At 43.2% G+C, this 25,279-nt stretch carries 30 protein-coding genes; 2 read left to right on the forward strand and 28 right to left on the reverse strand.

The window, feature by feature from the left end:
- Positions 1–3: 3 nt before the first annotated feature.
- From EL268_RS32065 to EL268_RS32115, 12 genes are all read right to left on the reverse strand, one after another.
- Positions 4–1,941 (reverse strand): DHH family phosphoesterase, encoded by a 1,938-nt coding sequence (locus EL268_RS32065; protein WP_106656847.1) that lies wholly within the window; start codon positions 1,939–1,941, stop codon positions 4–6.
- A gap of 4 nt (positions 1,942–1,945) precedes the next feature.
- Positions 1,946–2,848 (reverse strand): DUF2232 domain-containing protein, encoded by a 903-nt coding sequence (locus tag EL268_RS32070; RefSeq protein ID WP_106656848.1) that lies wholly within the window; start codon positions 2,846–2,848, stop codon positions 1,946–1,948.
- A gap of 91 nt (positions 2,849–2,939) precedes the next feature.
- Positions 2,940–3,170: a 30S ribosomal protein S18 gene (rpsR, locus tag EL268_RS32075; protein WP_005831740.1), complete on the reverse strand. Its 231-nt coding sequence runs from the start codon at positions 3,168–3,170 to the stop codon at positions 2,940–2,942.
- Positions 3,171–3,210: 40 nt separating this feature from the next.
- Positions 3,211–3,690: a single-stranded DNA-binding protein gene (locus EL268_RS32080; RefSeq protein ID WP_047070273.1), complete on the reverse strand. Its 480-nt coding sequence runs from the start codon at positions 3,688–3,690 to the stop codon at positions 3,211–3,213.
- Between the two features lie 29 nt (positions 3,691–3,719).
- Complete coding sequence (gene rpsF, locus EL268_RS32085; RefSeq protein WP_047070274.1) at positions 3,720–4,007, reverse strand: 30S ribosomal protein S6; 288 nt, start codon at positions 4,005–4,007, stop codon at positions 3,720–3,722.
- A 143-nt stretch (positions 4,008–4,150) separates the two neighbouring features.
- Positions 4,151–5,251, reverse strand: a complete 1,101-nt coding sequence (gene ychF, locus EL268_RS32090) for a redox-regulated ATPase YchF (protein WP_106656849.1) — start codon at positions 5,249–5,251, stop codon at positions 4,151–4,153.
- 442 nt (positions 5,252–5,693) lie between these two features.
- On the reverse strand, positions 5,694–6,206 hold the full coding sequence (locus EL268_RS32095; protein ID WP_106656850.1) for an SMI1/KNR4 family protein: 513 nt from the start codon (positions 6,204–6,206) through the stop codon (positions 5,694–5,696).
- Positions 6,207–6,227: 21 nt separating this feature from the next.
- A complete protein-coding gene (locus EL268_RS32100) occupies positions 6,228–7,247 on the reverse strand; it encodes an HNH endonuclease (protein ID WP_106656851.1) in 1,020 nt (339 codons plus the stop codon).
- Positions 7,248–7,346: 99 nt separating this feature from the next.
- Positions 7,347–7,496, reverse strand: a complete 150-nt coding sequence (locus EL268_RS33620; RefSeq protein ID WP_232030193.1) for an aspartyl-phosphate phosphatase Spo0E family protein — start codon at positions 7,494–7,496, stop codon at positions 7,347–7,349.
- 298 nt (positions 7,497–7,794) lie between these two features.
- Positions 7,795–7,923 carry a hypothetical protein gene (locus EL268_RS33805; RefSeq protein WP_269149381.1) on the reverse strand — a complete coding sequence of 43 codons (129 nt, stop codon included), beginning with the start codon at positions 7,921–7,923 and terminating at the stop codon, positions 7,795–7,797.
- A complete protein-coding gene (locus EL268_RS32110) occupies positions 7,923–9,290 on the reverse strand; it encodes a helix-turn-helix domain-containing protein (RefSeq protein ID WP_106656853.1) in 1,368 nt (455 codons plus the stop codon). Before EL268_RS32110 ends, EL268_RS33805 begins: the two co-directional genes overlap by 1 nt.
- Positions 9,291–9,526: 236 nt before the next feature.
- On the reverse strand, positions 9,527–10,300 hold the full coding sequence (locus EL268_RS32115; RefSeq protein WP_106656854.1) for a M23 family metallopeptidase: 774 nt from the start codon (positions 10,298–10,300) through the stop codon (positions 9,527–9,529).
- A 111-nt stretch (positions 10,301–10,411) separates the two neighbouring features.
- Between EL268_RS32115 and EL268_RS32120 the strand changes: the two genes are divergently transcribed.
- Both EL268_RS32120 and EL268_RS32125 read left to right on the forward strand, forming a co-directional pair.
- On the forward strand, positions 10,412–11,104 hold the full coding sequence (locus EL268_RS32120; RefSeq protein WP_106656855.1) for a hypothetical protein: 693 nt from the start codon (positions 10,412–10,414) through the stop codon (positions 11,102–11,104).
- A gap of 373 nt (positions 11,105–11,477) precedes the next feature.
- Positions 11,478–11,861 (forward strand): hypothetical protein, encoded by a 384-nt coding sequence (locus EL268_RS32125; RefSeq protein WP_106656856.1) that lies wholly within the window; start codon positions 11,478–11,480, stop codon positions 11,859–11,861.
- Positions 11,862–11,910: 49 nt separating this feature from the next.
- Here the strand turns inward: EL268_RS32125 and EL268_RS32130 are convergent, their stop codons facing one another.
- The 16 genes from EL268_RS32130 to EL268_RS32190 form a co-directional block, all read right to left on the reverse strand.
- A complete protein-coding gene (locus EL268_RS32130) occupies positions 11,911–12,351 on the reverse strand; it encodes a hypothetical protein (RefSeq protein WP_106656857.1) in 441 nt (146 codons plus the stop codon).
- Between the two features lie 127 nt (positions 12,352–12,478).
- Positions 12,479–12,694, reverse strand: coding sequence for a helix-turn-helix domain-containing protein (locus EL268_RS32135; RefSeq protein ID WP_106656858.1), 216 nt, complete (start codon positions 12,692–12,694; stop codon positions 12,479–12,481).
- Between the two features lie 575 nt (positions 12,695–13,269).
- Positions 13,270–13,686, reverse strand: coding sequence for a hypothetical protein (locus EL268_RS32145; RefSeq protein ID WP_106656859.1), 417 nt, complete (start codon positions 13,684–13,686; stop codon positions 13,270–13,272).
- A gap of 58 nt (positions 13,687–13,744) precedes the next feature.
- Positions 13,745–13,918 (reverse strand): hypothetical protein, encoded by a 174-nt coding sequence (locus EL268_RS33055; RefSeq protein WP_164724553.1) that lies wholly within the window; start codon positions 13,916–13,918, stop codon positions 13,745–13,747.
- Between the two features lie 247 nt (positions 13,919–14,165).
- Positions 14,166–14,723, reverse strand: coding sequence for a hypothetical protein (locus tag EL268_RS32150; protein WP_106656860.1), 558 nt, complete (start codon positions 14,721–14,723; stop codon positions 14,166–14,168).
- Positions 14,724–14,807: 84 nt separating this feature from the next.
- Positions 14,808–15,695 carry a hypothetical protein gene (locus tag EL268_RS32155; RefSeq protein WP_126435509.1) on the reverse strand — a complete coding sequence of 296 codons (888 nt, stop codon included), beginning with the start codon at positions 15,693–15,695 and terminating at the stop codon, positions 14,808–14,810.
- A 195-nt stretch (positions 15,696–15,890) separates the two neighbouring features.
- Positions 15,891–16,703, reverse strand: a complete 813-nt coding sequence (locus EL268_RS32160; RefSeq protein WP_106656862.1) for an N-acetylmuramoyl-L-alanine amidase — start codon at positions 16,701–16,703, stop codon at positions 15,891–15,893.
- A 2-nt stretch (positions 16,704–16,705) separates the two neighbouring features.
- Positions 16,706–17,164, reverse strand: a complete 459-nt coding sequence (locus EL268_RS32165; protein WP_106656863.1) for a phage holin family protein — start codon at positions 17,162–17,164, stop codon at positions 16,706–16,708.
- A gap of 72 nt (positions 17,165–17,236) precedes the next feature.
- On the reverse strand, positions 17,237–17,413 hold the full coding sequence (locus tag EL268_RS33060) for a hypothetical protein (RefSeq protein ID WP_164724554.1): 177 nt from the start codon (positions 17,411–17,413) through the stop codon (positions 17,237–17,239).
- A gap of 118 nt (positions 17,414–17,531) precedes the next feature.
- Positions 17,532–17,684: a CD1375 family protein gene (locus EL268_RS33065; protein ID WP_164724555.1), complete on the reverse strand. Its 153-nt coding sequence runs from the start codon at positions 17,682–17,684 to the stop codon at positions 17,532–17,534.
- Positions 17,681–17,845, reverse strand: coding sequence for a hypothetical protein (locus EL268_RS33070; RefSeq protein ID WP_164724556.1), 165 nt, complete (start codon positions 17,843–17,845; stop codon positions 17,681–17,683). Before EL268_RS33070 ends, EL268_RS33065 begins: the two co-directional genes overlap by 4 nt.
- 14 nt (positions 17,846–17,859) lie before the next feature.
- Complete coding sequence (locus EL268_RS32170; protein ID WP_106656864.1) at positions 17,860–21,156, reverse strand: glycoside hydrolase family 78 protein; 3,297 nt, start codon at positions 21,154–21,156, stop codon at positions 17,860–17,862.
- Between the two features lie 15 nt (positions 21,157–21,171).
- Positions 21,172–21,525 (reverse strand): hypothetical protein, encoded by a 354-nt coding sequence (locus EL268_RS32175; RefSeq protein WP_106656865.1) that lies wholly within the window; start codon positions 21,523–21,525, stop codon positions 21,172–21,174.
- Between the two features lie 13 nt (positions 21,526–21,538).
- Complete coding sequence (locus tag EL268_RS32180) at positions 21,539–22,660, reverse strand: hypothetical protein (RefSeq protein WP_106656866.1); 1,122 nt, start codon at positions 22,658–22,660, stop codon at positions 21,539–21,541.
- A gap of 2 nt (positions 22,661–22,662) precedes the next feature.
- Positions 22,663–24,735 (reverse strand): DUF4815 domain-containing protein, encoded by a 2,073-nt coding sequence (locus tag EL268_RS32185; protein ID WP_106656867.1) that lies wholly within the window; start codon positions 24,733–24,735, stop codon positions 22,663–22,665.
- An 11-nt stretch (positions 24,736–24,746) separates the two neighbouring features.
- Entirely contained in the window at positions 24,747–25,268 is a 522-nt protein-coding gene (locus EL268_RS32190) for a hypothetical protein (protein WP_232030194.1), read from the reverse strand.
- Positions 25,269–25,279: the final 11 nt, after the last annotated feature.

Raw genomic sequence — 25,279 nt, forward strand, 5'->3', positions numbered from 1 at the left:
GGCCTATACGACCGAGTCAATCGCTTCTTTCAAACGACGTGTAGCTTCTTTAATTGATATGCCTTGAATTTGTGTCGCAGCACCAGTAAGGTGACCGCCTCCACCCAGCAGTTCCATAATGGACTGAACATTGATGTCGCCCAGAGAACGTCCACTGATCAAGATCGTATCGTCGGATCGCTCTGCCACAACAAACGACGCCTGGATACCTGACAGAGTGAGTAGCTGCTCAGCAGCTTGCGCCACCTGTACCTGCGTGTAATCCTCGGACGGGTCGCCTATGGCAATCGCCATGTTGTCACGGTACGTCTCCGTGTTCATAATGATTTTTGCCCGCTTCACATACTGTCCCAGATCTTCCTTCAACAGACGCTGGACAGCCGCGGTATCGGCCCCGTTACGGCGAAGGAAAGACGCCGCTTCAAAGGTCCGCGAACCTGTGCGGAAGGCAAAGCTTTTGGTATCCACCACAATCCCTGCTAACAGTGCCGTTGCAATCAGATTGTCGATATTCAATCGCTCGCTCTGATACTGCAAGAGCTCCGTGACAAGCTCGGCCGTCGAAGAAGCATACGGTTCCAGGTACAAGAGTACTGGCTCAATGAACTCCTCCGAACGTCGATGGTGGTCAATCACCACAATTCGGCTCGTTTCCGTCAACAGCTTCGGCTCAATCACCAGCGATGGTCGATGCGTATCGACGACTACCAGCAATGTGCGGCCGGAGATGAGTCGGATTGCCTGTTCTGGCGTGATAAAGGTCTCAGCCAGCTCTTCATTGGCATAAATCTCTTTCATCAGACGCTCGACAGAATGATTGCCTTCGTCCATGACGATATAAGCCGTTTTGTTGTGCAGCTGCACAGCCTTCAATACACCAAGTGATGCCCCGATGGAATCCATGTCAGGCTGTTTATGCCCCATGACAATGACGTGCTCCGCCTCATGAATGAGATCACGCAAAGCATGTGCAATAACACGAGCCCGGACACGTGTCCGCTTTTCCACCGCATTCGATTTCCCACCGTAGAAAGTGAGCTTGTTGCCAATTTTGACAGCGCACTGGTCGCCACCGCGCCCTAATGCGATATCCAAGCTTGATTGTGCCATTTGTCCCAGCTCAATGTAAGTGGTAGCAGCCGCTCCAACCCCGATACTGAGCGTAATCGGAATTTTGTTGTCAGCCGTCATTTCCCGTACTACATCGAGAATGTCAAATCGCGATTCTTCCAATTTATCAAGTGCTTCCCGTTCCATCAGAGCCAAAAACTTGTCGGCCGTGATTCGGCGAAGATATATGCCATGTTTGTTGGCCCACTCTGTAATCACACCAGCCACGCTTGTAGAGAGCAGCGTACGGCTCTGATCATCCATGACTTGTCCAACCTCGTCCAAATTGTCGAGGTGAATGATGGCAAGTGCAGCCTTTTCTCGATGGTAACGAGTCGTCAATTCTTTGAAGTCCGTAATGTCCTTGAAATACAAAAGGCGCTCATCAGACCGCACAATGACCTCGTATACCCGCTCGTTATAAATAAACTCCAGCCGTTTTTGCTCCGGCTTCCAAACCAGTTGGGGGAATACCTCTTGAAGGCTTTTCCCGATCATGGATTCATCCCCGGACATATGCATCATATACGGGTTTACCCACTCAATTGCCTTTTCCTCGTTGTATAAAAGAATTCCGATCGGCAGTTCCTGGATAACGCCTTCTCCCGCCTTCTTCACGCGATGGGTGACCGTCGCCAAGTACAGGCGCAAGTCTCGTTGGAACCCCTTTTCTGCTTGAAGAGCGTAAAGAACCAAGCCAATCAAGCAAATCATGCCGATCGCCCCGTACATCCAATGGAACAAGGTCAAAATCCCCAACAACAGCAAGCTAAAGCTGAGTGCCAGGACCATGTGCATCCCGTACCAACGCTTTAACAGGAACTTGGGCATTTCCTCAGCCCCTCTTCACTCTTGTTTCCAGTTTTTCACGCAAGCGCATTCCTAGGTCAAATATCCCTACTAAACTAAGTATAATACTTAGGGGGGTAAAAATAAATAGACAGAGCACAGGAGTCAATCTCTTCCACCCGTACAAATAGGCAGCAAATAGACAAAAACTCAAGCCCTGTAAGACGAAAATAGCATCCAGCATGACTTTCAGGTTCATCAGGGCGATTTCCCAGAACGTACCCTGCATGCTCTCGGCAAACAACAAAAGACTGATCATCGCAATGAAGTAGTAATAAAGCAATGATCGAGGGAAGCTCCATTCCCGAATTGGCTTCAATGCTGGAATCGGTCTGCGCAGACGTCTTCCAATCAAACTCGCTAATCCATGAATAATGGCGCTAGATAAAAAGCTGAACATGACGAGACTTGTAGGCAAGACGATTTTGCCCTGTGCAAGGAACTGATCAAACTGCTCTTTTGGCATCATTGCCGGACGCTGCTTTTCCACTTCTTGCAAGATGGCATTAAAATCAACGTTCATTCCGAATGCCATAAATGCCAGCATGGAAACGACACTCAAAAAGGCAACGCCTGCCCCTGCCACAATCGCCGGAAGAGCCGCTCCTTTTTTCGTATAGACGATTCCCATCACCGAGCCCCAAACGGCACTAGAAAAAGCAAGTGTTGCTGCGAATGGGCCGGTAATGATCCAGCCAAGAAACGTAAAGGCAAGAGAGATCCACACCATTTTAGGTACTGTGCGATTTACTGCCAAAAGGATAAAAGGCAGCGGTATCAAGAAACTGACGAGCCCTCCCAGTACGGTATATGTACTGAGAAACAGCAGCACCAGTGCGATACCCAGCATAAGGGCATTTTCAGCCAAGTGTTTCGTTTTGGACGGCATGTCAGCACCTCATTATTCATGTCTCATGTACAAAAACTATGGAAAAAAGAGGGCCACGCAATTGTGCCCCCCTTTTTATAGCTTTTAAAAATTATTCAGCCGTGTAAGGCAACAGTGCTACTTGACGAGCGCGTTTGATCGCGATAGTCAGTGCACGTTGATACTTCGCAGAAGTACCAGTTACACGACGTGGCAAGATTTTGCCGCGTTCGCTGATGAACTTTTTCAGCAAATCAACATCTTTATAATCGATGTGCTTGATTTTGTTCACTTTAAAGAAGCATACTTTACGACGCTTATTAGGACGTCCTTTGCGTGCCATGATAGTCCCTCCTTCGTAGGAATGTGAAAGTTATACGATCTTAGAACGGCAAGTCATCATCTGAAATGTTGATCGGCTTGCCTGCACTCGCGAAGGGATCACCAAACGGATCGTAGTCATTGTTTCTTTGACCGGATGGTTTGTTACCGCCACCCATGCCAGGGCCTGGATCGTATCCGGAATTGTCTCCGCCAGCTTCATTGCCTCGACCGCCCAAAAATTGAACGTTCTCCGCAACAACTTCCGTCACATATACTCTTTTACCTTCTTTATTATCGTAGGAGCGTGTTTGCATACGTCCTTCAATAGCTGCTTGTCTACCTTTACGCAAGTAGCTTGCGCACAGATCGGCAAGTTTTTGCCAAGCGACAATATTAATGAAATCCGTTTCTCTCTCACCCGCTTGATTGGTGCGGGGACGATTCACGGCCACAGTAAAAGTAGCAACGGCAACGCCATTTGGCGTGTAGCGAAGTTCTGGATCTTTCGTCAGGTTGCCGATGAGAATGACTTTATTCATCTTGGTTCCCCCTCTGAACGCGACAATGATTACTTCTCATCACGAACAAACATAAAGCGGATTACGTCGTCATTGATTTTCATCAGACGCTCAGCTTCCGCAACAGCATCGGAGTTCGCTTTGAAGTTCATCAAAACGTAGTAACCTTCACGGAACTTGTTGATTTCGTACGCAAGACGACGTTTACCCATTTCTTGAAGCTTGGAGATTTCTCCACCATAGTTAGTTACAACTTCGCTGTAACGAGCTACATTGGATTTTACTTTCTCTTCTTCAAGGTCTGGACGCAATACATACATCACTTCGTATTGACGCATACCTTTTCACCTCCTTATGGACTTTGCGGCCCTAAACGGGCAAGGAGCGAGTGCTAAAAACGAAACGCACAATACATGCACTCCATAAATACTCGCATTATCGTATTATAGCAAAACGCCTATACCGAATCAAGAATTTCGTTCTAAACGTTGAAGCGGAAATGCATAACATCTCCATCTGCCACTACGTACTCTTTCCCTTCAAGACGGTACTTCCCGCGATCTCTGGCTGCTGCTACAGAACCAGCATCTACCAGATCATCATAAGCAATCACTTCCGCACGAATGAAGCCGCGCTCGAAATCGGTATGAATTACGCCTGCCGCTCCTGGAGCCTTTGTCCCCTGACGGATGGTCCAAGCGCGCACTTCTTGTACACCAGCTGTGAAGTATGTTACCAACCCCAGCAGCTTGTAAGCAGCACGAATCAAACGGTCGAGACCAGACTCAGAAAGTCCCAGCTCTTCCAAGAACATTTCTTTGTCCTCGCCCTCGAGCTCAGCGATTTCTGCTTCTACTTTCGCGCTGATGACAACCACTTCTGCGCCTTCATTCGCTGCATGCTGACGAACTGTCTGCACATGCGGGTTGTTGTCTGCATCGTTAATGCCGTCTTCCGCTACGTTGCACACGTACAGCATTGGCTTGATTGTCAGCAGATGCAAATCGCGAATCCATTTGCGCTCTTCATCATCGAGTTCAACACTGCGAGCAGATTGACCCTCTTCAAATGCTGCTTTCAATTTCTCCAGTACGTCCAGCTCTTGCTTGGATTCCTTGTCGCCGGATTTCACTTTGCGTGCAATGCGGTCAATACGACGATCAACAGAGTCCAGGTCAGCAAAAATCAGCTCCAGGTTGATTGTTTCGATATCGCTCAAAGGATCGACACGACCTGCTACGTGAGTGATGTTCTCATCTTCAAAGCAACGCACAACATGGGCAATCGCGTCTACTTCACGGATGTGTCCAAGGAACTGGTTGCCAAGTCCTTCGCCTCTGCTCGCGCCTTTTACCAAACCAGCAATGTCAACGAATTCAAACGCAGTTGGAACTACCTTGTTCGGTACAACGATCTGTGTCAGCTTTTCCAGACGCTCGTCTGGCACCTCTACGATCCCTACGTTCGGGTCAATCGTACAGAACGGGTAGTTAGCCGATTCAGCGCCCGCTTGTGTAATGGCATTAAACAATGTCGATTTTCCTACGTTAGGAAGACCTACAATCCCTGTAGCAAAGCCCATATATATACACCTCGTTCATTTTTGTTATCTAACTTGAAATAGTCTATCACATTCTTTCAATACGTCCAATCAGCCACTAACTTGAAAACAATGAAAGTAAATAACCGTTTCTTAAATTAGGAACGGGTTGACTACTAGGCGGTGAAGATCAGCATATTTCTGCTATCGGAAAATTTCACTATCCTATAATGTGGTACCGCCAGCCAAATGCGAAACTTGTACGGTAAGACCTTAGCGATCATGTAATTAACTATGGTGCCGTCAGCAAAACGCGAAATTCCCACGTTAACAAAACCAGCGTAGCTGTCACAGATGACGAAACAACTAGAAAACTAGAGAAGTGCCTTAGAAACGTTGATGTATTAAGGGTTTCGATATTAAAAAGGGGGTGTCTCTCAGTCGAAAAAATCGACTTTTGAAACAGCCCCTTCTTTATTTCCACTTACCAAGTCCAAAACTCTGTTCCTTGAGCAATGATTAATCTTTCCAACCAAGTTTCAAAATTCATCTTCATAGTTGATCCATTTTCCGGAATGACGTCATCATCATGATCAAAGCGAACTAAATAATGCGCTTTTCCTTCTTTTACACGATTTGAATCAATAAAGATATAGTCACCATTGCTCACAGAGATTGGATACCAATGTTTAGGCATATAATCAAGATGATTGTGTATAATTTTCTCTAAGCTTAATAGCTCATATCCACCTCCATATTTTATGTCCCGGAAGAGCCTAGCTCCATTGTGTATTTGTATGAATTTTTGGAAATCTACTGGTATGCTCCATCCTGTAACTCTTGAAAATTTTTCTATCTCAGAATCAGTTGCGGGAGTATTAAATGAAAAAACTGCTTGAAACACATCCCCTCCTGGATTTTGCACCAACAGTGTGTTGTCTTTATCAAGCCGACTTTTCAATCCCTCTAGTGCCATTAAGCAAATATTTCCTTTCAAAAGCAGATCTCCTTTCCAGCTTTAGTAGTCATCTCCATCTGGTACGTACTTACCATAAGATGCCCACCAAGGGGTAACTTCCTGCCTATGAAAATCCTCTGGTAATGGAATCAAGTTGTCGAAGTCATTGTACCCACCATAAGCCAATGGAATAATATGGTGGATATCTACATCGCTCCAATTAAAATTTGGTACACCATACTTATTCTCATACCATTTAATATATTCCTTCCTAACCCCTGGATCTCTTTGTTCTCGCTGGGATTTAGGAAGCCAAGCGAGGTCTGCTTCATCAGGCTCAAACATTTTTATTCTACTATGAGCGTCTCTATACTTAGGATATTCGATACCCTTTTTGTTAAGCAAAAATTCTTTTCCTACCTTATGGTCTGCATCGGTTTTCCCATTGGGCCATGTTGCTAATGACGTGCTTACAGTCCGCCAAAAATTTGTATCTACAATGCTGACTGGATCACTTACTTTCATTGCTCTTTTTTTTATTTCGGGAGCTGTAAAGGTGTAGTGAAAAACATCTTCATCACGGTATGATCGTTTCCGATTAGTTGAAGACTCCAATGTTACTTTCCCGGTAATCATGGCCACCCTGGCAACATTGATATTCTCAATTTCTATATATGAAACGATTTCTTTGTTTCGTTCATCTATTATCAGACCAGCTACAAGTTTAACACCTGAACCTCCTGTTTTTGAACGAAGGGAGACTTCCTCACCTGTATTTTCTTCCAGATGTAATTCCTGAACTTCATGCTCTGATATTTCGAAATTCTTGTCTAGTTTTTCTCCAGTTTCAGCTTCAAGTTCTTCTATTGCCGCTAGATGAATTGAAGAAAGTTCCTCTGCGTTTAAAAGTTCACCTGTACCAGAATCAGTAGTAAGTTCAATTTCCGTTGAAGGAAGCTTTTTTAGTTCACCTCTTTCTATTCTTTCTTCGATGCTGTCCTTAGAATTTTCCGCATACGAACCAGATGGACTTATTAAGAACACAGCGAAAGCGAGTAAAGTTAGTAAGTATTTCTTCACTTAATTATCCTCCTAACATTTAGTTTGGTGCGTTCTTTTACATGTTTTTCTTCTATGAATCTACTTGTTCTAAGGGGATAACACTAGATTTTCCCCTTACTACACTTTCTCACATTCTTTCTTCATCATTTTTGATTGAATGACTAGAATGTATTGATCCAATCGTTGGCTTAATTCCACGACGTCTTCATGCAACAAATCATTCTTCTCTAAAAACAGTTCCGCCAGTTGTTCCCGCAATTTTTCCACAATGGTTTTCAGTTGTTCTATATCCTGATTAATTCCTCCTTCCCGATCTAAAGGTAGCGTGGTACATTTACTTATAGGAGCTGTAACTGCTCCTTCTGTGGGCGTTCCTTCAACCTGGCAAAGGGGTGGAACGCCCTTTTCATGTGCACTAGCTCCTATGGTTTTTACCTCCTTTTTTTACATTTTTGTACATTAATTATGTACATTTATTACTATAAACCAACATTCAGCAAAACGGCCTCTGAAAAATTTTGAATGATAAAAAAAAACACCCTTTCGGGTGTTTTACTACTACTGCTTAACCTCCTGCACCGTGGGTATACGTGGTTACAACGTGATGACTACTAAGCACCTCCTGATGATCTGGTACAACGATTCCGTGAGAAAGTCCGAACAAAACAGTAAGTAGCAGTATCATACTCCGCATTACATATTTCTCCCTTCCAAAATGTTTTGGAATTCATCTATCTGCTGGTCAGAAGCACTATGTCTATATTTCCAGAACATAGCGACACAGCTTTGGAACTTTTCCTGCTCCATCATTCTACTCGCTAACGCAAGGCAGCGTAGTGTCTCGGTAATACCTTCTGCAACTCGCCCCTTATCAAGCTGATATATCGCCAAATGATACCGAAAATGAAGATGGCGGGTAAGACTAAAAGGATCTTTATAGTTTTGAAAGCAAGCAATCTCCTTAGAAAAACTCTCTACAATGTTATCTACAGATAGTCCGAATCGATTGGCCGTCTCCATAATGGTAAACATACCCGCTAAAATTTCTGATGGGTTATTGGCAAGATGATTAACATAATCAGAAAGTAACTCTGTACGCCCCATTAATAAATTCAACGTGTAGTTATTCGCTTTCGCCCATCGACGAAACTTTTCAATTTCCATTTCAGCCAGACCATCACGGAATTCAAACCACCCCAGCTCAGCATATGCTTGTACATAAGAAATGGCTTCTTCATACCGCTCTTGTAATTGTAATGCGAGTCCCTTTAGTAAGAAGCCCTGTCCATAATACACGACAAGATGGCGCTCTGTTTCAAGTATTCCCCCCACTCCATCAATTTCCCATCTTTGTACTTCCTCATTATAGATCAAGGTTGCTAACTCTCTTAGTTCATCTGCATAGCGCTCTACCTCCTTCCAGTTATGGAGCGTAAAGCACACATTTGCTAACTGTAGTAACGCATCTAATTGATAATTTTCAGGCAACCTATTTCGATAAGGGTGAAAACGGATGACAGCCTTCCATTTTTTCTCTGAATCAGCTTCCCCCTGGATTGCACGGAAAAGCCGATACTGAGACATTACAAAACGATCACAATGGCTGTCTTTTTCCGATTCAACCACAAGTTGATAAAACGGGATTGACTCCTGTCGTTTCCCATTTGTAAAAAGCTTCTCAGCCACAGAAAACAGAATGGACAGGTTTTTCTGATTATCCAAAAGTTTAGGGACAATTAACTCGATACAATCCTGCCTGCCTATTTCTGCACATCGAACCAGATAGGGAACAACTCGCGAACGAGACACTCTTCCCTCGACGATACATTCCGTTACATACATCTCATATAGCCATCCAGGGGCTTGATTAAAAGCTACAGCAAGTGCATCCAGATGACCAATCGTCATAGCCCGAGAAGGAGTTCGATTTAAAATATCGCTCAGTACTCCCTGATTAATACCTGTTATCTCGCCAAGTTTAGTCAGTGTGTAACCACGCTCTTTTAGGTGATGCTCAACTTCTGAACGTAACGATCGTTGAACTGTCTTGCCTTGCCTCATATTAAACCTACTCCTCCTTAGCAATAACAAAAGAGACATCGAACTCCCTATATTTTACCAAATGAGCAATTACATGTAAATACTTGGAAATTCCGACTTTCGTTGCTGATGATTCGTTCATTTAGAGTCACCCTCTCCATTAGTTGGAAGAGGGTTTTTTCATAATCATAAGCAAACCCGTCTCCGCAAAACAGGGACGGGTTGTCATTTGACATTGGGTTATCGAATTTCTGCGGCTATTCCCTAGCTTGTTGCTTTAATTTCTTTTCTTTTTCATCGGAGATATTAAATGCCTTTTTAAAATTTGGTACTGTTTGATCTTCCAACGGTTGTGAATTAATCCACTTCATAAATTCTTCTTCCCCTACATAATTTATAAGGGTGTCTTCAAAAAAGTATTCTTCACTATCAAATTTACGTAATAATTCATCTTCCGTTTGATGCGCTTCGGTTTGATGCTCTTCATGTGGCGCAAAAGTAGGGCCATCAAAATAGTGAGGCCAGAAGTATTTAGGATCAATTGAATTTGAATAATCAATGTACTTCCCATCATACTCCCCTTCATTATTTATATCGATATGCAAATGAGGACCAGTACTATCTGTACCAGTATTTCCTGATACCGCAATTTCTTCTCCTTTGCTCACAGAATCACCTGTCGATACAGATTTGGATTTTAAATGAAGAAACCTAATTACTAGTTTAGTATTCGTGTCAGGGTCCTTGTCTCTTGTTTCAATTGCCACATAATTGCCTGCACTTGTCCAATAACCTGCACTTAATACGGTTCCTCTTTGTGGACTGTATACTGGCTCTTTATTTACTGCAATATCCATTCCTTTATGACTCTTAGAATATCCCCTACTTAATTCACTATCAGTAGTAACCCAACGCCAGTTAAAATCGTCGTATGGATTTATCCCTTCTGCGTAAGCTGTTCCATTCCCAGAACTAACTACAACTGATACTGCGAGAGCAAAACCAAGAATACTCATCCTTACTTTTCTCATATTTCCATCCCTTCTATTTTGTGGTATATTATTGCCAATATGATTATAATGTTTATTTGTCAAATTTTCAATTAATTTAGATAATAAATATGTAAAAAGGTGGTAATTTGAGTGTACAAAAAGTTAAATTTATTCCTTTTGCTTTCTGCCGTTTCGATAGTTGGCTGTTCGACTACTAGCAATGCAGTATCAAAACAGGAAAGTCCTCACACTTCGCCAGCAGACTATACTAAAAAGCTGGAAATTCTTGATCGGTTAGAAAACCACGACTCTACCTTAAGTCGAATGACAGAAATACTAGCAATCGAATGGCATCATTTATTTACACAAAAGAATGAAGAGGATCTATGGAATACATATTTTTATCTCACTTGGAATTTGCGTCCAGACGAAAAAGAACGAGTAAGGAGCGAATTATCTACAACCCACAAAGAGCTCGCAACATACTTGGATATGCAGAAACAAGGCACACTTCCCGCAAAAGAAGTTAGTATTAAAAATATTATGGCTGAGAGAAACCCCAATAATGACGGTTATCTCGTGAAAGCAAGTTACCTTCTAACACTAAAAGACGGTACGACCAAAGAAGTACGGGTTGAACTTAACGCAGACGACTACATGGAAACTTTTAATCCTCGTTTTAACACGATAGCTACAGGAGAAAATCTTCCTGAACCCCAAAATGAACAAGAAAGATTACGTCGTGACTTTATACTTAGAGCACTTGACTATAATGTAATCAAAAAAATGACTTACGATGAAATTTTGGAGATGATCGACATGAAATCGGTCGATACAAAGTAAACCTATGTACGTTACGGTCAAATAAAGTGGTTGATTCATGTATTGGTAGGATGCGAGTAAGCATATTCACATTAAAGAACCCGTCCCTGTTTTTAAGGAGACGGGTTCTTTACTAAGCAATAATAAAATCAATAAACACAGTGAACGAAGCATACCACTCTTTGTCCAGTTAAATTGGCTTTCCCGCTGCCCGCCTAGACGGGGCATCTAAAAAATTCCTTATGATTTTTTGAATAAAGCAGGTCAATCCGTCGTAAAATGGATTACATTACCATTAACTTGAAACTTTTTCCGTTTTTTTGCGTCATAACAAATAAGTGGATACCTAATTGAAAAAATTCACGGTTACAACACGTCTTTATCAGGAGGGAAAATGATGAAAAAATTTTTGATATTCTGTGCTAATGGGGTCATAGCTATATGGTTCTTTTTACTTTGGTGCAAAATGATGCTTCTTTCCAGTGATATGCCTATAAACATTACTTATGATGAGATGAAAAGTGTAGTTCTTACCATTCTCGTCTCTACAGCCATTACTATCTTTTACGTTAAAATAATTCCTGGAAACAAGTTATATTATTTGCTTTTCTTTCCTACACTTCTTTGGGGCTTTTCTATGACTCAATCATTAATCTACAACTATCACGAATACGATACCATTATTGCTATCACCGGATTTATTTGTATTGCATCAATTTTTTTGGTTTTATTTTTTGATGCTAAACGTACAGCAATATCATCTAAAATACTTTCCTAACACAAAGAACGTTCACTTCCCAATAGAAGTGAACGTTCTTTGTGTTTGTTTACAATCCCGGAAATGGGACCGTCACCATAGAATCCAAGGTATCAAAAAGTTTAGCTAAAAAATCCCAAAGTCTACGGTTGGTATCTTCGCTTCCTTCATTATTCTCTCCACAATCAATTACTTTTGTTCGACTAACAATTTTATCGAGTTCTCTAGTGACCCACTTAGGAGGATCGAACTCTGCCTTAACAAGTTTGGCCATTTCACCTGGATATACGTGACCTAAAATTTCAATGCCGAGAGATTTCGTAGAAATATCAAGATTTACACCATACACATCATAGTAAATATCTTTAATTTCTCTTGCGATCTCTTTCCCTGTCATAACCTCATTTTCTAGTACAGTTCGAAGATAAGAGTCATTGTCAATATGAACGCTTCCTGGCTTCATCGTGAAGGTGATGTTTGTTCCTGGTACATAGTGAGTTTTTCGTGCCATTATACATTCTCCTCTTAGTTTAATGGATAAGCAACAGTGTTTGACCGGTCATTGTCGCTTTCACCTATCTAGGAAAAAAACAGCGGTAAAACGGAACAGTTTTCCTCAAAAAAATATTTAATGCTCTTCACCCTCTAATTTTCTCAATAAACCGCGTCGTAATCTCTTGAATCCCCTCTTCCTTTGGAAGTTTAAGAAAGCTTGCCAAGTTGTTAATTTCAGGTTCCATTTCTTCCAAGACCATCAGTAGCGCCTCGTTGTCCCCATTTTTTGCCTGATCAACCATTAAAGTGAATGCGTGATTAGATAATTGTGCAGCTTCTTTAGGCTTCGACTTTTGCATTGATTCACGCCTCTTTCTCCCATGTTTAGTTTTCCTCCGACTTCTCTTGCTGTGAACCCTTCCAATACAACCTTTCGAATTACGTATCTTTCCTTTTCACTAGATAGTTGCTGTAACAGTTCCTCAACAAAAAGACTATTGTCGTTATCTTTCGTTCTTTGTTGTTGACCAAAGTCGTCCAAGATAGGGCACTCATTTCGGAGCCGCTTTCTCTCTCGATAGTTCAGGTTCCAAGCAATGCGTCGTAGTATTTTTCTACATTCCTCTTTCGTCAAACGCTCACCTACTTTCTAATTAGTTGAGAATCACAACTACAACATCACTCCCAAACCAGATCATACGTTCGTTTCTTTATTAAAAAAATAGACGCACCAGTTCTCACTGGCACGTCCCTAACCACTCTATCCATTTTACTAAACTATCCAGTTTGTTTGCTTAATAATCCTGCAATGTAAACTTCTGTAATTAAGTGTAATGTTTACTTGGCTTACCTTATCTTACATTTCTTACAATTGTCCACTTGACAGGGGTAAGGCAATGCTCCGAAGAAGGACATACTAGTTGCTCAAGTATGTCTATTTTTTGCTATTAATCAAGATCCACACTATCACACAAGCAATAACAATCCCAAGCAAAGCGGTAAATACATATCCTACAAACACAGTAGCATATACAAAACACAGTATTGCTACTGCACCGCATGTAATCCGAGCAGCTACTTCTGAGCTATCGTAGTAGAAATCCCCGGTTATTGCCTCTTTTGCCCACAAAAAACCTGCTAACGCAAGAAGTGCACCTGAAAACAAATTTAGTCCCCATGTAAGTAGTAATTCATCATTGTTTTTGTTTTCAATTATCGTGTTAACGAAAGATGTCAATGTAGGAACTTTGACGACTTGATAGTAAAACTGAGTAAATGCACCTACAAAAATTGAAACCAGTACAAATGCTGTCATTCCAACACGATGCTGGAATGTTTCTAGAAAACTCATGTTATCACCATCCAAGATTATTTATTGGAAACCCGAGCCGCACGGGTCTCCACATTTATTATGCGGACTCTTCTTCTTTTTCTAGTTCTTCAATTGGAATAAACCATGCTTTTTTCCCATAAGCTCTAGCCCATAAAATTTGTTGGGACTTTGGGTGCTTGCGCCATGCTCGGAAAATTCCGTATGATTGGTGATACTCAGACCATTTTAAAGCTTTTCCATTATGTGTCATTCTAAATCTCTCCTCTAGGTTTGTCCTTGAAGAGAGCACCAGCGTATGCTACAATTACGTTGCGATTATTTTTGTACGTTAATTGTAGTGCGGCTTCACTGGTGACAGTGAGGTATTTCTACACTGCCGTCGGCTCTCTACAAGAGCGATGGCATATTTTTTTGCACATCCACATATAAAATCCCCCTTTTTGCTTTCAATTTTAAAATTGAAGTCTTTCGTTTTCTAAAGGGGGAGGCTCCCCCCTTTAGAATAAACTTTTGTAAACAAACTGCCTCCCGCCCTCAGGCATCAGTTCTTCTACACGCTCTATTAAACGCATGCTATAAAGATCAGATAGTTGAGTGCTTGCAAGGTTTAACTTTTTGTCTAGTTGCTCTGCTACTTCACGGGCAGTTACGCTCTTGTGTTTATATACGATGTCAAGAACTTCTACGAGCTTGGTACCTAAACTACCGAGTAACTGGTATCCATTTTCTTCTCGCACTAAAATAGAAACATCCGTTTCTGATAATCCTTTACCGATGTTATAAGCATGATCGTACTCTTCTTCACTGCTTAGATTTTGTAAGTACAAGAATTTTTCCTGATCTTTATTTTCTCGTAACCAAAGCATCGTTTTTACAAGTATTTCATCGACACCTGAACTATTAAGGAGCTCGATTGGGGTCATTTCAAGTTTGAAAATAGTTCCTTTTGGTGCTTCAATTATTTCCTTCATAAGCTTGTCTCTCATTGGTCTTAAGGTTGGCCTATGAAGCCAGTCTGATACCACCGTACTTCCCAATAGCGCCAGCAGGTCCATGACTTTCGCCTCCCTTTGATTTCAAAATGATTTTTGAAACCTATTGGTAGAATATTATAGCAAGAAATGCTTGTCAAGTTTTTTCTACAAATAGATTACTAAATAGTAAAAAGTTCCTCTGAAATAAGAACCTTCACTTAGTAGTTGTAGTTGAGTCTGATGAAGACGATAGGCACTATCATGGGTACGTAAATATATTTCAGCCTCCTCTGACCAGTCAAACGCCCTAGCTTTGACGTCAAGTAACCCCTTACCTCTTTCTTGGTCTTTGTGTCTGGAATCCCGAGTAAGTATTGCTCTCTTGATAACATGATGTTTACCCCCGATAACAACTTTTGAAATGCTATTAAAAATACCGATACCTTCATCACCTATAGCAATTTCTACAGTTCTCTTTGATGGATAGTATTGAATACATGACAAACAATAAGATTTACCATGTTCTATCGCATTGTTTGCTAATTCAGATGCTATGCTTGTCAAGTCGGAAACTCTTCCATGTACGAGCGAGTTACCTATTATTCTTTTTATCGACCTACACAATTCCCCTACTTCCGAATATTTGGTAGCTTTGTGAATTTCTAACAGTTTATTTTTCGTATTATGTCGTTGCCTATTGTAAATAGTCTCCATATCTAATTGCAGCTCAAAATCAATTTTCACATCATCAGGACAATGTTTAAAAAAGTCCATTCTTTCCATATATCCTATGACGCCATCACGTTCAGGGATGGTGACATTTAGAAAAAAGTATCGGTCTAACGATTTGAGACTAGTAAGGAGTGCGATACACCCAGCAGGTGAAATACGGCCTAACTTACTTAAATCTATGTTCACAGTATCCCCAGGGTCATTATTATCAGATAAACTACTGCATTTATTAAGCCAATCGTGAATATCCTCAATAGATGTTAGATTTCGACCACACCTTATTTGATTCATTACATCACCTTGTTCTATGACTTTATTCACGATTTTACCATTTTATTTCAAAAACAAAAGTACCCGGGTAGATTTGGGCAGAGGCCACTATAGTTTAAAAGAGCATTTCTATTGCATATAGAATCTACATTTGCGCCTCCTCATCAATACCAAGAGACGCGCCAGCGATAGCTAGCGTGCCCGTTAAGATAAGCAACAAATGCTTTTAAAAAAAATCTTTCACGATTATGCGCCCCCTGTCAGCTTTACTATTTTATTCTGACCATTCCATTCCACTTGTAAGCCAAGTGCAGTAGCTAGCTCACGAGCTGGAGCGTATGCCGATCCCGAAATGAGCTTTTCGTTTAGGTCTTTGCCGTTAACACGCACATCTTGGGTAGCCGCGATCCAATCCACTTTTCCACCAGCAGCATTGGCTACCGCTCTGACAGGTAGCATGGATACACCATCCTGTAGGAAACCAGTCACTGATAACAACGATCCATTCAGGCTGATTGCAACCTGGACTTGCTTGATCTTATCCACTTTACCCACAGCTTTTTGCAAGAATTGTGAGTAATTTGTTCGGAATGTGCCCATCGGGAATGCAGGACAGTTTTTCCACGCGTAGCCGGGGTACTCCTGGTGACCAAACACCTGTTTCATGGTAGGAATCTGTACCTGCAAGTGCTGGATCAGGCGATTCGCTGCATCAAGTTGTGCTGCGGTTGGTTGCTGTGTCCGGAAATCACCTACGAGACAAATGCCAAGTGCATGACGGTTGCTATTGCCTACGTGGTAGGAAATTGTTTCTGGATCGTTACACCAGTAAATCACCCCATCTTTTTGAATCACAAAATGATAGGCAATTCCCGGCCATCCGTTAGTTCCAACATGATAGCGTGCGAACGCCTCTGGCGACCCACTTTTTGTAGCTGAATGATGCATAGCTGCTGATCGGATATCAGTCAGCTTACGCCGTCCATACTTTAGTGTTTTGTGGCGTGGTAAAGAGGCGCGAACGTCGACGACGCGCGCGCCTTTAATAGTCATATTCATTTTTATTTCTGCTCCTTTCTTGCAGCTCGCTCTGCTTTCGCTTTGATTTCCGATCCTACCAATTTTTCAACCGACCTTGGCATTGGCCAGCCAGCTCGATGTGCATTTGCTGTCAGGCTTGTCCACGTGTGGTAAATGAGACCGAACGTTACTCCATAAAACAAAAAACCTGGCGTGCCCATGACGCGATCTAAGAGATTTGCTAAGGCTGGTAGAGCAAAGAGGAACATTGTGCGTGGGATTCTGGACAACCCATAATCAGATGAGTAGGATTGATCTTTTTTTGCTGCGGAAATGCCTGTGATCCAATCCAAGACAATCATGAAAAAGAGCACAATCAGGATGTCTTGGCGGTTCGTTCCATATAGATAATGAAAAACGGGCGATACGATTGCACCCGCTGTTGTCGCCCAAGCGTTTGCTGGGGTTGCTACGTTTTCTAGGCTTTGAAGAAATTTCATCAGCTCATCTTCTCCTCACCCCCACGGGGCAAAAATTAAAGGAGCCGCGTTAGCAGCTCCCCTATGAAATCCTTATTTTGTTGAACCTTCTTGTTCAAGTTTCTCGATTCGTTTCTCTAGTTCGCTCATTTTTTTCTTGAACCATGTTCGTATGAGAAGATAAGTGACTACACTCACTGGCAGCCATACGAAAATGATTAACCAAAGAAAACTTCCCCAGTCCCATGTGAATCCAATATCACCATTCATGTAATGTCCTCCCCTGATTCATTCTTAAAAGATAAGACGCTCTGGGTTCCGGGAAAGTCTCAAAGGAGAAGGAGCAGCTCCCCATAAAAAAACACCTTCGCTCTTTTGAGAGAAGGCGTTAAGTTGTTTGTGTTGTAGCTAAGTGTTCAGCAACAGGTAAGCGGTAGGGTTCCGGAATTACTTTTTCTGCTTCCATCCCATTCGGTTCTAGTGACCAGCCGCATTTTACTAAGTAGGCATAAACCGGAATCATATATTTTACCACCATCATTTATCACCCCCTTTTAATGTTTGAACTTCTTTTTGCAATACCTCGACAGTCTCATGTAATGCAGCTATCGCTTCATAAGCCGATTGTAGCTCTGGATTTACCTTTGTTTGCTCACTTGCACGGAGTTGAGCCAAATCGGTTTGTTTTAAGTGTCTGCCCATGGCTTCGCACCTTCCTATTCGTAACTGATCCCGAAACCGTCAATTTCTATCGGACCTAGCCGTTCTTTTGCATCTACCGTAATTTTTAGCGCCAAGCCCCAGTCAGGTGCGGTTTTAATCAGGTTCTTGTATCTGAAATAGTCTCCAGATAAAAAGACGTCCGTTACATCCTCCCAGGTCGGTTTTGCGTCATTTGCATTATTTGAAGATTGGACAGTTAAGACGGCTGGAGCCTTTGTGTCCAAGATTTCGAAGAAGTCCAGGGCGCAGCTCATCCCTAGTGCTGCGGGGTCTACTTTTTCGTTTCGGTTGACGATTTTAATTTTGTGCGGCCCATAGGGTAATTTCGTGTTTTCATAAACGATTTGCTGCTTGGTATCGCCTACGTACCCCGCAGGTACATACTGACTTACGGTTTTAACCAGTACATCGTCTATATAAATATCTACCAGCCCGTACCAAGGGCTTAACCAACTTCCGAAACGAATGCCTGTACCGATAAATGACAGCTCGGCCCAGGCCCCGGCTACCCCTGCTACGTATGCAATTGTGCCCTGGCTGCTTCCAGCGTCTACATAGTTAATGTTGTTCCAGGCAAGCCCGCCGCTGCTGTACGTGATTCTTGGATCGTTGTTTTCTACCCGTTTCACTGCTGGTACGTGAATAGGTAGCGTCGCAAATTTTGAAAATACGCTTCGGTCTACAGGTGCTGTCGTTTTGATTGGCTTTGTTTGTAGTGCCAGTGTTGTTCCGCAGCGTATCCGTGTTTTACGTTGGATGGTCTGGGTATTATCGACATACGGGTACATGACTGCCAGCATATCCCCGCTATAACGGGGGTCTGTGCCAATGAGGTCGTATTCTGCCTTTGTGATTTCGTAGCAGCGTACCTGGTCAAAGAAGGCGTATTGCCCAGCTTCACCGTTTACGTTTAGGTCTACGTTACTATTGCCATCAGTCATTGCCTGCACTTTCACCCAGATAAAATTAAATTTAGTAGTGTCTGTAATAAAGTCGGAATTAACCATACCTGGAATGTTCAAACGGGCACCACCGCTGCTGTTACCATTCTTTATAAAGCCCAGCAGCAGATAATACTTACCTTTTTTCCAGTTCATCCCTGTTTTGAAGGCAGAACCAAAGGTATTACCTGCTACTATGGTTACTTTCATACCGTAGCTGCCCTCTACCTTATTCCCTGCGTCCAGGGCGTGCGTTGTTTGATAGTCGCCCCATAGGCTGGCGTCCTCCATCTTACCAGCTACGCCTAACAGGTTCGTAAGCGTCTGCTGGTCTGTCCATTCGGAGTACGCACCCGTAGTACCGTCAATGGCTGCCATACGCCAGTAGTACGTCTTCCCTTCTTCCAGGTCAACTTGTGGCGTGTAGCGTACCTTCGTATATTCTTTCAAGCCTTGTATTTTTACTGATATGTCGTCTATATACCCCGTAAGGTCTGCCGTTTCGTCAGTAAACGCACGAATTTGTACGAGAGTAGTTTTCGCTGGAATTGTTATGGTTTCAGTAAACTTTAGCCAACCACTTATTGTAGCGTCGTACCACATAGAGCTCGTATCTAATCCCGTATCGGTAATAATATCTATCTGCAATTTTCCCTTGTTGTGTTGCGTTATTTTCATATAGCCTTCTACAACAATTACATCACCGGGTTTCCAACCCTTCAGGTCTTGGTAAAAACCTATTGCTTTGGACGTTTTGCTTACCAATTTTAGAGCGCTGTTCCCTTTGCGTTTTACCTCTGTGTCTGTTCCCGCGAACTCCCCATCAACAAGATTGCTGTGCATTGGCTTCCAATAGGTACCCGCAGGGCTTTCAAATCCCCCATCTTTCACCAATTGTGCAGGCCGTACCTTGCCTGTCGTAATACCTTGCCACTCCCAAGCTGTACCGTCGAATACCTCCCAGCCTGTAGCGTCTACGTTGCTGGTGAATGTATAAATTTCGGCTTCGGACGACAACTGCAACACGAACGCCTGGGCGTTGTTTTCTACGTCGTCATTTATTGTTGCTTCGAAAACGGGCCGCTTCCCTACCCGCAGCATATCTGGAATATGATCGGGTATCGGCTTACCTGGAGGTACGTTGATAACGAAAAACTGCCCTTTCGAAAATCCACTAACCATGCCAGTCGAATCGCTTACTTGTACCTCCCAGTAGTATGCTACTCCTGCTGCAAGTACACCATCTGGTACGTCGTAATACACATTCGTAGAAACGATAGGTCCGCTGTCGTGAACAATACCGTTATCAGACGCTCTTTTTATCCTTACCTGAAAGGCGTTTTGCACATGATTTTCAGTGTCTGAATATGTCCATTGTACGCGTGGCGTTTGGCTTATCATTAAAGGTAAGGCACTTGTCCCTAACGGGCTCTTAGGCGTTACCGTTGGTGCTTTTGTTGTTTTAAAGTATTGACGAGTAGCATAAGGGCTTGCGGCGTCGTGGTTGTCCCATACGATAACTTCCCAACCGTATACTTTGTCAGGCTGCAAAGCTGTTACCCCGCTAGATGGATACGTAAAGGTCGTGCTGCCTGTGGTTACTTTACCACTGTCATAAATAAGTGTTGCCCCGTCGTATATTTTCAGTTGTCGCGCCTTCTGGCTGTTCCCAACGTCTGGGTCAGAAAATGACCAGTTCAGTGTAGGAGTCAACGTCGCTAGTACTGCTGGAGCAGCAAGAGTCCCTGTGGGGTTCATTGAAGGCACGTGTGGGGCTACATTTACTGGTGCAAGCATAAGGGCCATAATCGCAGAATAGGCCCCCCCGCCATGTGATAACGCTGGAGGCTGAGCCAACTGAGTAGAAATATTGTCCAAGTAACCAACAGAAGCTGACCCATTCGTCAGCCACGTATAATTGGGCGGATTTGAAGGTGAAGTATAGCGGTTTACCAGCAGAACGCCCATACCAGGTGTAGAATACCCTGTTGGAATAGACTGGATGGGTGAACCAGACGCATAGCCTGTACTATCCCAGTCCACAATTTGGGCATTCCTGAATACTACTGTAACTTGCGACTGGCTGTTTCCGCTCACCGTAATGTTGGCTGTTACGTCATTATCTACGGTATATACTCTGGCACAAACCGAATCGGGTGAAGCCCCAGCGGTGTTGTACGCGTGGGTATACTTCTGGGTCATACTTCCTGCACTTAGTGTAGCGGTTGCGTCCACCCCGCTGCTCCCAGATGTAGCAAAGGTTACTACTACGTCACCCTTTTTCAAAACAGCGTTTGATATTACCGCCCCAACTCCCAGGGCTTCGTAGGCTTTTGAAATAATTGACAAGATTATTCCTCCCTTCTATACCAGATACACTTTCTTATTCTTGCTGTCATGCTTTGTAGCCCCGTTCAATAGGGTTACATCTTCTACATCTATAAAGGATTCAATATAAATATTGCTTGTCAATCCATTTAAAACTGCCCCTTTTACCGTCTCCAACTCAAGAGCCATTTCCAAAATGTTTTTTTCATTAATATCTGCCCTCCAATGCAGATGAGCTATCTCTGACTTTGCTACAGTTTCTAATTGCTCTATTTTTGAATCGATCTGATCAAAGTTTGAATCTATCTGATCAAAGTTTTCGTTAATTTTTTTAGCCCCTGTCAAAAGACTGTCAGGGGCGCTTGGATCGATAGATATACGATTCTTCATTTACGTCACATCCTTATGAGGTATGCACCATCAATGCCCGCGCTTTCGGAGTTATTGTCATTACAGTCGTGTTCTGCTTTATTCGAATTCTCAGCTTTGTGGAGGATGAAACAGTGCGTTCAAACTTCAATCGCGTAAACTCGTCATCAATAGGCGTTTGTTCGGTTGCCGATCCCATAGCCGCCCACGTCTTCCCACCATCAATGGAGTATTCAACAGTTTGTGACGTACCACTTGGTGTACTCAACTCCACGTATACAGTAACTTTCGTAAATGGGGCTGTTGCTGAAATTTCTCGACTCATATATACGCCATTCTTTTTATAGGCCATCGGGATTAGACTTACACTCGACTGGACGACTGGTGACGAACCAGATGTCTTAAATAAAGCCCGCACATGTATCTTGTTCGTTGGCTGCGTTAACCATGTCACATCCAGATCATCAAGTGCATACCAATTTCGCTCATCTATGGAGTATTGCCACAACAGCGCCGAATTTCGAGGTACAAGTTGACTTGCTGAAAGGACAAGTTGAGTCACTTGGTTGGCAGACACCGGATTAAATTGGAGCTTTGCATCGTTCATAAATTTGGCTCCGTAAAGCTTAAACTTTAAATCGGAGTCTTGGTGTGCTGTCCATGCCGAACCGTTGGAGCTTGAAAACAGGACACCCACGTCATATGGCTGGCGTGAAACAGTTTTCCTAGACAGGAGGTCTTGTGCACTCATTCGCGCTACAAACGCTCTATATTGACTAGAAGGCGTCAGAAGCACGATCGCATACTCCGTATTCGCCTGTAGTAAGATCGGCTCAGGAAACCTTACCTTTGTTGCCCTACTACTATCATTGGATACGTTCACCTGAGAAGAATTGATCGCGACTGAAGATAAGATCGTCATAGAAGGATAACCATTCACTACTGTGCGAAGTTGTACGGTTAAATCTGCAACAGGGTCCTTCGTTCCCAAATACAAATCAACAGCGGTAACAAACCGTTCTTCTGTAAGCATAAAAGTTTGTGCAAGTGGATCAGTCAGTCGCCAAGATGGAATCTGCCAAAACGTCTGCTCGACCACCTGCTTCCTACCAGTCCCTACATAAGACGCTTTCGCTTCATTTTGTTTGGTAACCATCCTTACACCTCGTTCCAGAAATAGACTTCGCGGGTTCCTGTGCGTACATTCGCTGGGATCATAAATGTGCAACTGAATCGTCCTTGGGCATTCGCTCTCACTGTGTTGGGCAGCGTGCCGGCTGCCGATCCGTTTATCGGAGTAAGGTTTACTGGGATGCCATCAAATGTCGCTTTGATATTGTCACTGTTCGGTTCAAAACCTTCCCCGACCACTGTTACCTCACGCTGCCGAATAAATGGAACTTGTTCATCTAAAATGACCTTTGTTTCAGTCCGAGTCGTTCCCGTCGATCTCCAGTCAGCCCACCATCCCCAAACGGATTGTGTAACAGTTGACGTCTCCACCCATGTATCATGAGAAGGGGTCAAACGAATTGTGGCCAAATTCCCGAAGACTTGATAGGGATTCACATTCATGGTTTCTGTTGCAAAAGGTTGATCAATGAGCACCTCTTCGGTATATGGCAAGGTAATTAACCGCTCATGGAATCGCACGGTAGATGCAGCCTGATTTACTTGCATTTCTATAAAACTGTTCTCAACGGCTAACTGTACCGTTTTTTCACGCGGGTTAATCATGGCATCAAAGTCAGGATGAGTAACATCGGAGCGTTCAAAATTGGTAAAGTTGTCTGTAAAAACACCCTTTTTCGCTAGTGACGGATCAGAGTTTTGCGCCGCCCGATCCAGGTCTGCCAACGCTTGGTTGTATTCTGCACGTTCTAAACGATCAAGGAGAGAACGCAGCTCGAGCATCGTCAATCGTTTTGGCTTTCGATTGGTTACGACCACAGCATCACTGTTCGGTGGGAGATACAATTCACCCAATTCCAATACATCCGGTGGAGATGAAGGCGGGTAAGGATGCACGTCCGATTGACCATGTATGACATGAACCTCGCCTTGGTAAGTAAGGTAGTAAACATCTTTCCGCCCGAGAAAAAACTCATAGGTCGTCTGGAAAGTCGAGTTCGGTACAGGCCGATCACTACCAAGCCACTTTACCCCGTTGTTATCCAACGTTACATCTGTCCCAATAACCATAATTTTTGTATAGCGATACGTGACTGTATACGATGTCCCACCTGAAGGTTCAGCACCTGCCAATGACCAGTCTACGGCATCGCCTGAGAGTTGAAAGTCTGTCCCTTTGACATAACTTGTGTTGCCCGCCTGTATCGAGACAATATCTACAACAGGTGTCATTGGTAAAAGGTCTGAGGTTCCTGCCACATTTCCCCGAGTAATTGTCTGTGTTTTCTCTACGGTTGCTGTAACCGTCTGTAAAGCTTTCACAGGCTTTGAATTTAGCGGGTAAAAGGATGTATTAGACAGATACGTCTTCGTTTCATTAATAACCACACGGGTGTCCAGTGCTTTGGGAATGGCAAGTCGCAGGGGAACCAGCTTATCAATTTGATATCCAAGAACATAGGCTCTGCCTGCGTCGATTACGAGCGTTACGTTCGCTGCATCCCTTGGCTCTATATATCCATCCATTCCTGAGACCAAGAATGAACCATTTGTGTCGTAGCTTCTACGAGCTAGAATCGGGGTAAATCCTTCGAGCTCAGGCGGTAATTTGGATGTGATGAGATCCCCGTTCACCAGACGATACATATGAGTTGCTTCTGGATCATCTACTACCCAAGTCGGATTCAAAATGGTTCGCTGAGCACCAGGCATGCCATAATTAAAAAACCCAACCGCAGGATCATACAGGGTTGGGTCATCTTCATATGTGATTGTTTCTGGATTGACCCGCAACCCAATGCTTTCCTCTCCCGTTCCCTTTATCGTCAGTGTTGTTTCCGGTACATCGTGAATGATTCCCCCTAGATATACCCGTGCTGCTGATACGATGACAAGCGTTTTCTCCTTATTAATCAATAACTGCCCGCCCTCTAAGATGTGACCTGATCCGAAGATTACGTCCCCTATTTGCTTATCCCGATAGAGTGACATGGCTTGTAGTTCGTTCAGCTCAGCAGTTTGAACCCGGCGACCGCCGACAAAATCAACAGACTTCCACCTATTCCTAGGATCGAATCGGTTGTATACTTCCTTTGCCATCGTTACCCTCCTTACAGCTCCAAGATATACTCAATGCTTTCGCGATGGGTGACTTCCCGTTGCAGTGGCGACTGATTCGTCACAGCTAACAGGAAACCCATATCCTTCACTTCATCCGGTTTGACGACTTGTTTATTTACTGGTAACCCATCTACCAAGATCGTACCCGCATATACTCCTGTTTGACGATAATTACATATCGGAAACTCGTCATACCTCAACCATGCCTGTACATATAGCCAACGGCAATCCATTGCCCGCGCTTCAACTTCCTCGATGATGCGCCACTTCTGACCAAGTTGTATAATCGTTCCATTTGTATCGTCTGGCATTACAAACCTCACTTGGTCAGCTCGCTTCAACGCAACAATCTCTGTCATCGTCTGACCATAGGAGACATCTGGAACCTTCTCAGGGTTTTCAGGATTCCACGGAGACGTTTTTCCCACAGCGATAAATATATTCTTGTCCTTGAACAGATTAAAGGTCTGATACGTTTTCATGCTTTTTACATCACTTGTTTTTGAAGGCAACTCCTACACCC

This window comes from Brevibacillus brevis, assembly GCF_900637055.1.
Classification (GTDB): Bacteria; Bacillota; Bacilli; order Brevibacillales; family Brevibacillaceae; genus Brevibacillus; species Brevibacillus brevis.

Coding starts and splice junctions, on each gene's coding strand:
- EL268_RS32065 (WP_106656847.1), bottom strand. CDS start 1,941: ATGCCCAAGTTCCTGTTAAAGCGTTGGTACGGGATGCACATGGTCCTG.
- EL268_RS32070 (WP_106656848.1), bottom strand. CDS start 2,848: ATGCCGTCCAAAACGAAACACTTGGCTGAAAATGCCCTTATGCTGGGT.
- rpsR (WP_005831740.1), bottom strand. CDS start 3,170: ATGGCACGCAAAGGACGTCCTAATAAGCGTCGTAAAGTATGCTTCTTT.
- EL268_RS32080 (WP_047070273.1), bottom strand. CDS start 3,690: ATGAATAAAGTCATTCTCATCGGCAACCTGACGAAAGATCCAGAACTT.
- rpsF (WP_047070274.1), bottom strand. CDS start 4,007: ATGCGTCAATACGAAGTGATGTATGTATTGCGTCCAGACCTTGAAGAA.
- ychF (WP_106656849.1), bottom strand. CDS start 5,251: ATGGGCTTTGCTACAGGGATTGTAGGTCTTCCTAACGTAGGAAAATCG.
- EL268_RS33805 (WP_269149381.1), bottom strand. CDS start 7,923: ATGCGGAGTATGATACTGCTACTTACTGTTTTGTTCGGACTTTCTCAC.
- EL268_RS32110 (WP_106656853.1), bottom strand. CDS start 9,290: ATGAGGCAAGGCAAGACAGTTCAACGATCGTTACGTTCAGAAGTTGAG.
- EL268_RS32115 (WP_106656854.1), bottom strand. CDS start 10,300: ATGAGAAAAGTAAGGATGAGTATTCTTGGTTTTGCTCTCGCAGTATCA.
- EL268_RS32125 (WP_106656856.1), top strand. CDS start 11,478: ATGATGAAAAAATTTTTGATATTCTGTGCTAATGGGGTCATAGCTATA.
- EL268_RS32130 (WP_106656857.1), bottom strand. CDS start 12,351: ATGGCACGAAAAACTCACTATGTACCAGGAACAAACATCACCTTCACG.
- EL268_RS32135 (WP_106656858.1), bottom strand. CDS start 12,694: ATGCAAAAGTCGAAGCCTAAAGAAGCTGCACAATTATCTAATCACGCA.
- EL268_RS32145 (WP_106656859.1), bottom strand. CDS start 13,686: ATGAGTTTTCTAGAAACATTCCAGCATCGTGTTGGAATGACAGCATTT.
- EL268_RS33055 (WP_164724553.1), bottom strand. CDS start 13,918: ATGACACATAATGGAAAAGCTTTAAAATGGTCTGAGTATCACCAATCA.
- EL268_RS32150 (WP_106656860.1), bottom strand. CDS start 14,723: ATGGACCTGCTGGCGCTATTGGGAAGTACGGTGGTATCAGACTGGCTT.
- EL268_RS32160 (WP_106656862.1), bottom strand. CDS start 16,703: ATGAATATGACTATTAAAGGCGCGCGCGTCGTCGACGTTCGCGCCTCT.
- EL268_RS32165 (WP_106656863.1), bottom strand. CDS start 17,164: ATGAAATTTCTTCAAAGCCTAGAAAACGTAGCAACCCCAGCAAACGCT.
- EL268_RS33060 (WP_164724554.1), bottom strand. CDS start 17,413: ATGAATGGTGATATTGGATTCACATGGGACTGGGGAAGTTTTCTTTGG.
- EL268_RS33065 (WP_164724555.1), bottom strand. CDS start 17,684: ATGATGGTGGTAAAATATATGATTCCGGTTTATGCCTACTTAGTAAAA.
- EL268_RS33070 (WP_164724556.1), bottom strand. CDS start 17,845: ATGGGCAGACACTTAAAACAAACCGATTTGGCTCAACTCCGTGCAAGT.
- EL268_RS32175 (WP_106656865.1), bottom strand. CDS start 21,525: ATGAAGAATCGTATATCTATCGATCCAAGCGCCCCTGACAGTCTTTTG.
- EL268_RS32180 (WP_106656866.1), bottom strand. CDS start 22,660: ATGGTTACCAAACAAAATGAAGCGAAAGCGTCTTATGTAGGGACTGGT.
- EL268_RS32185 (WP_106656867.1), bottom strand. CDS start 24,735: ATGGCAAAGGAAGTATACAACCGATTCGATCCTAGGAATAGGTGGAAG.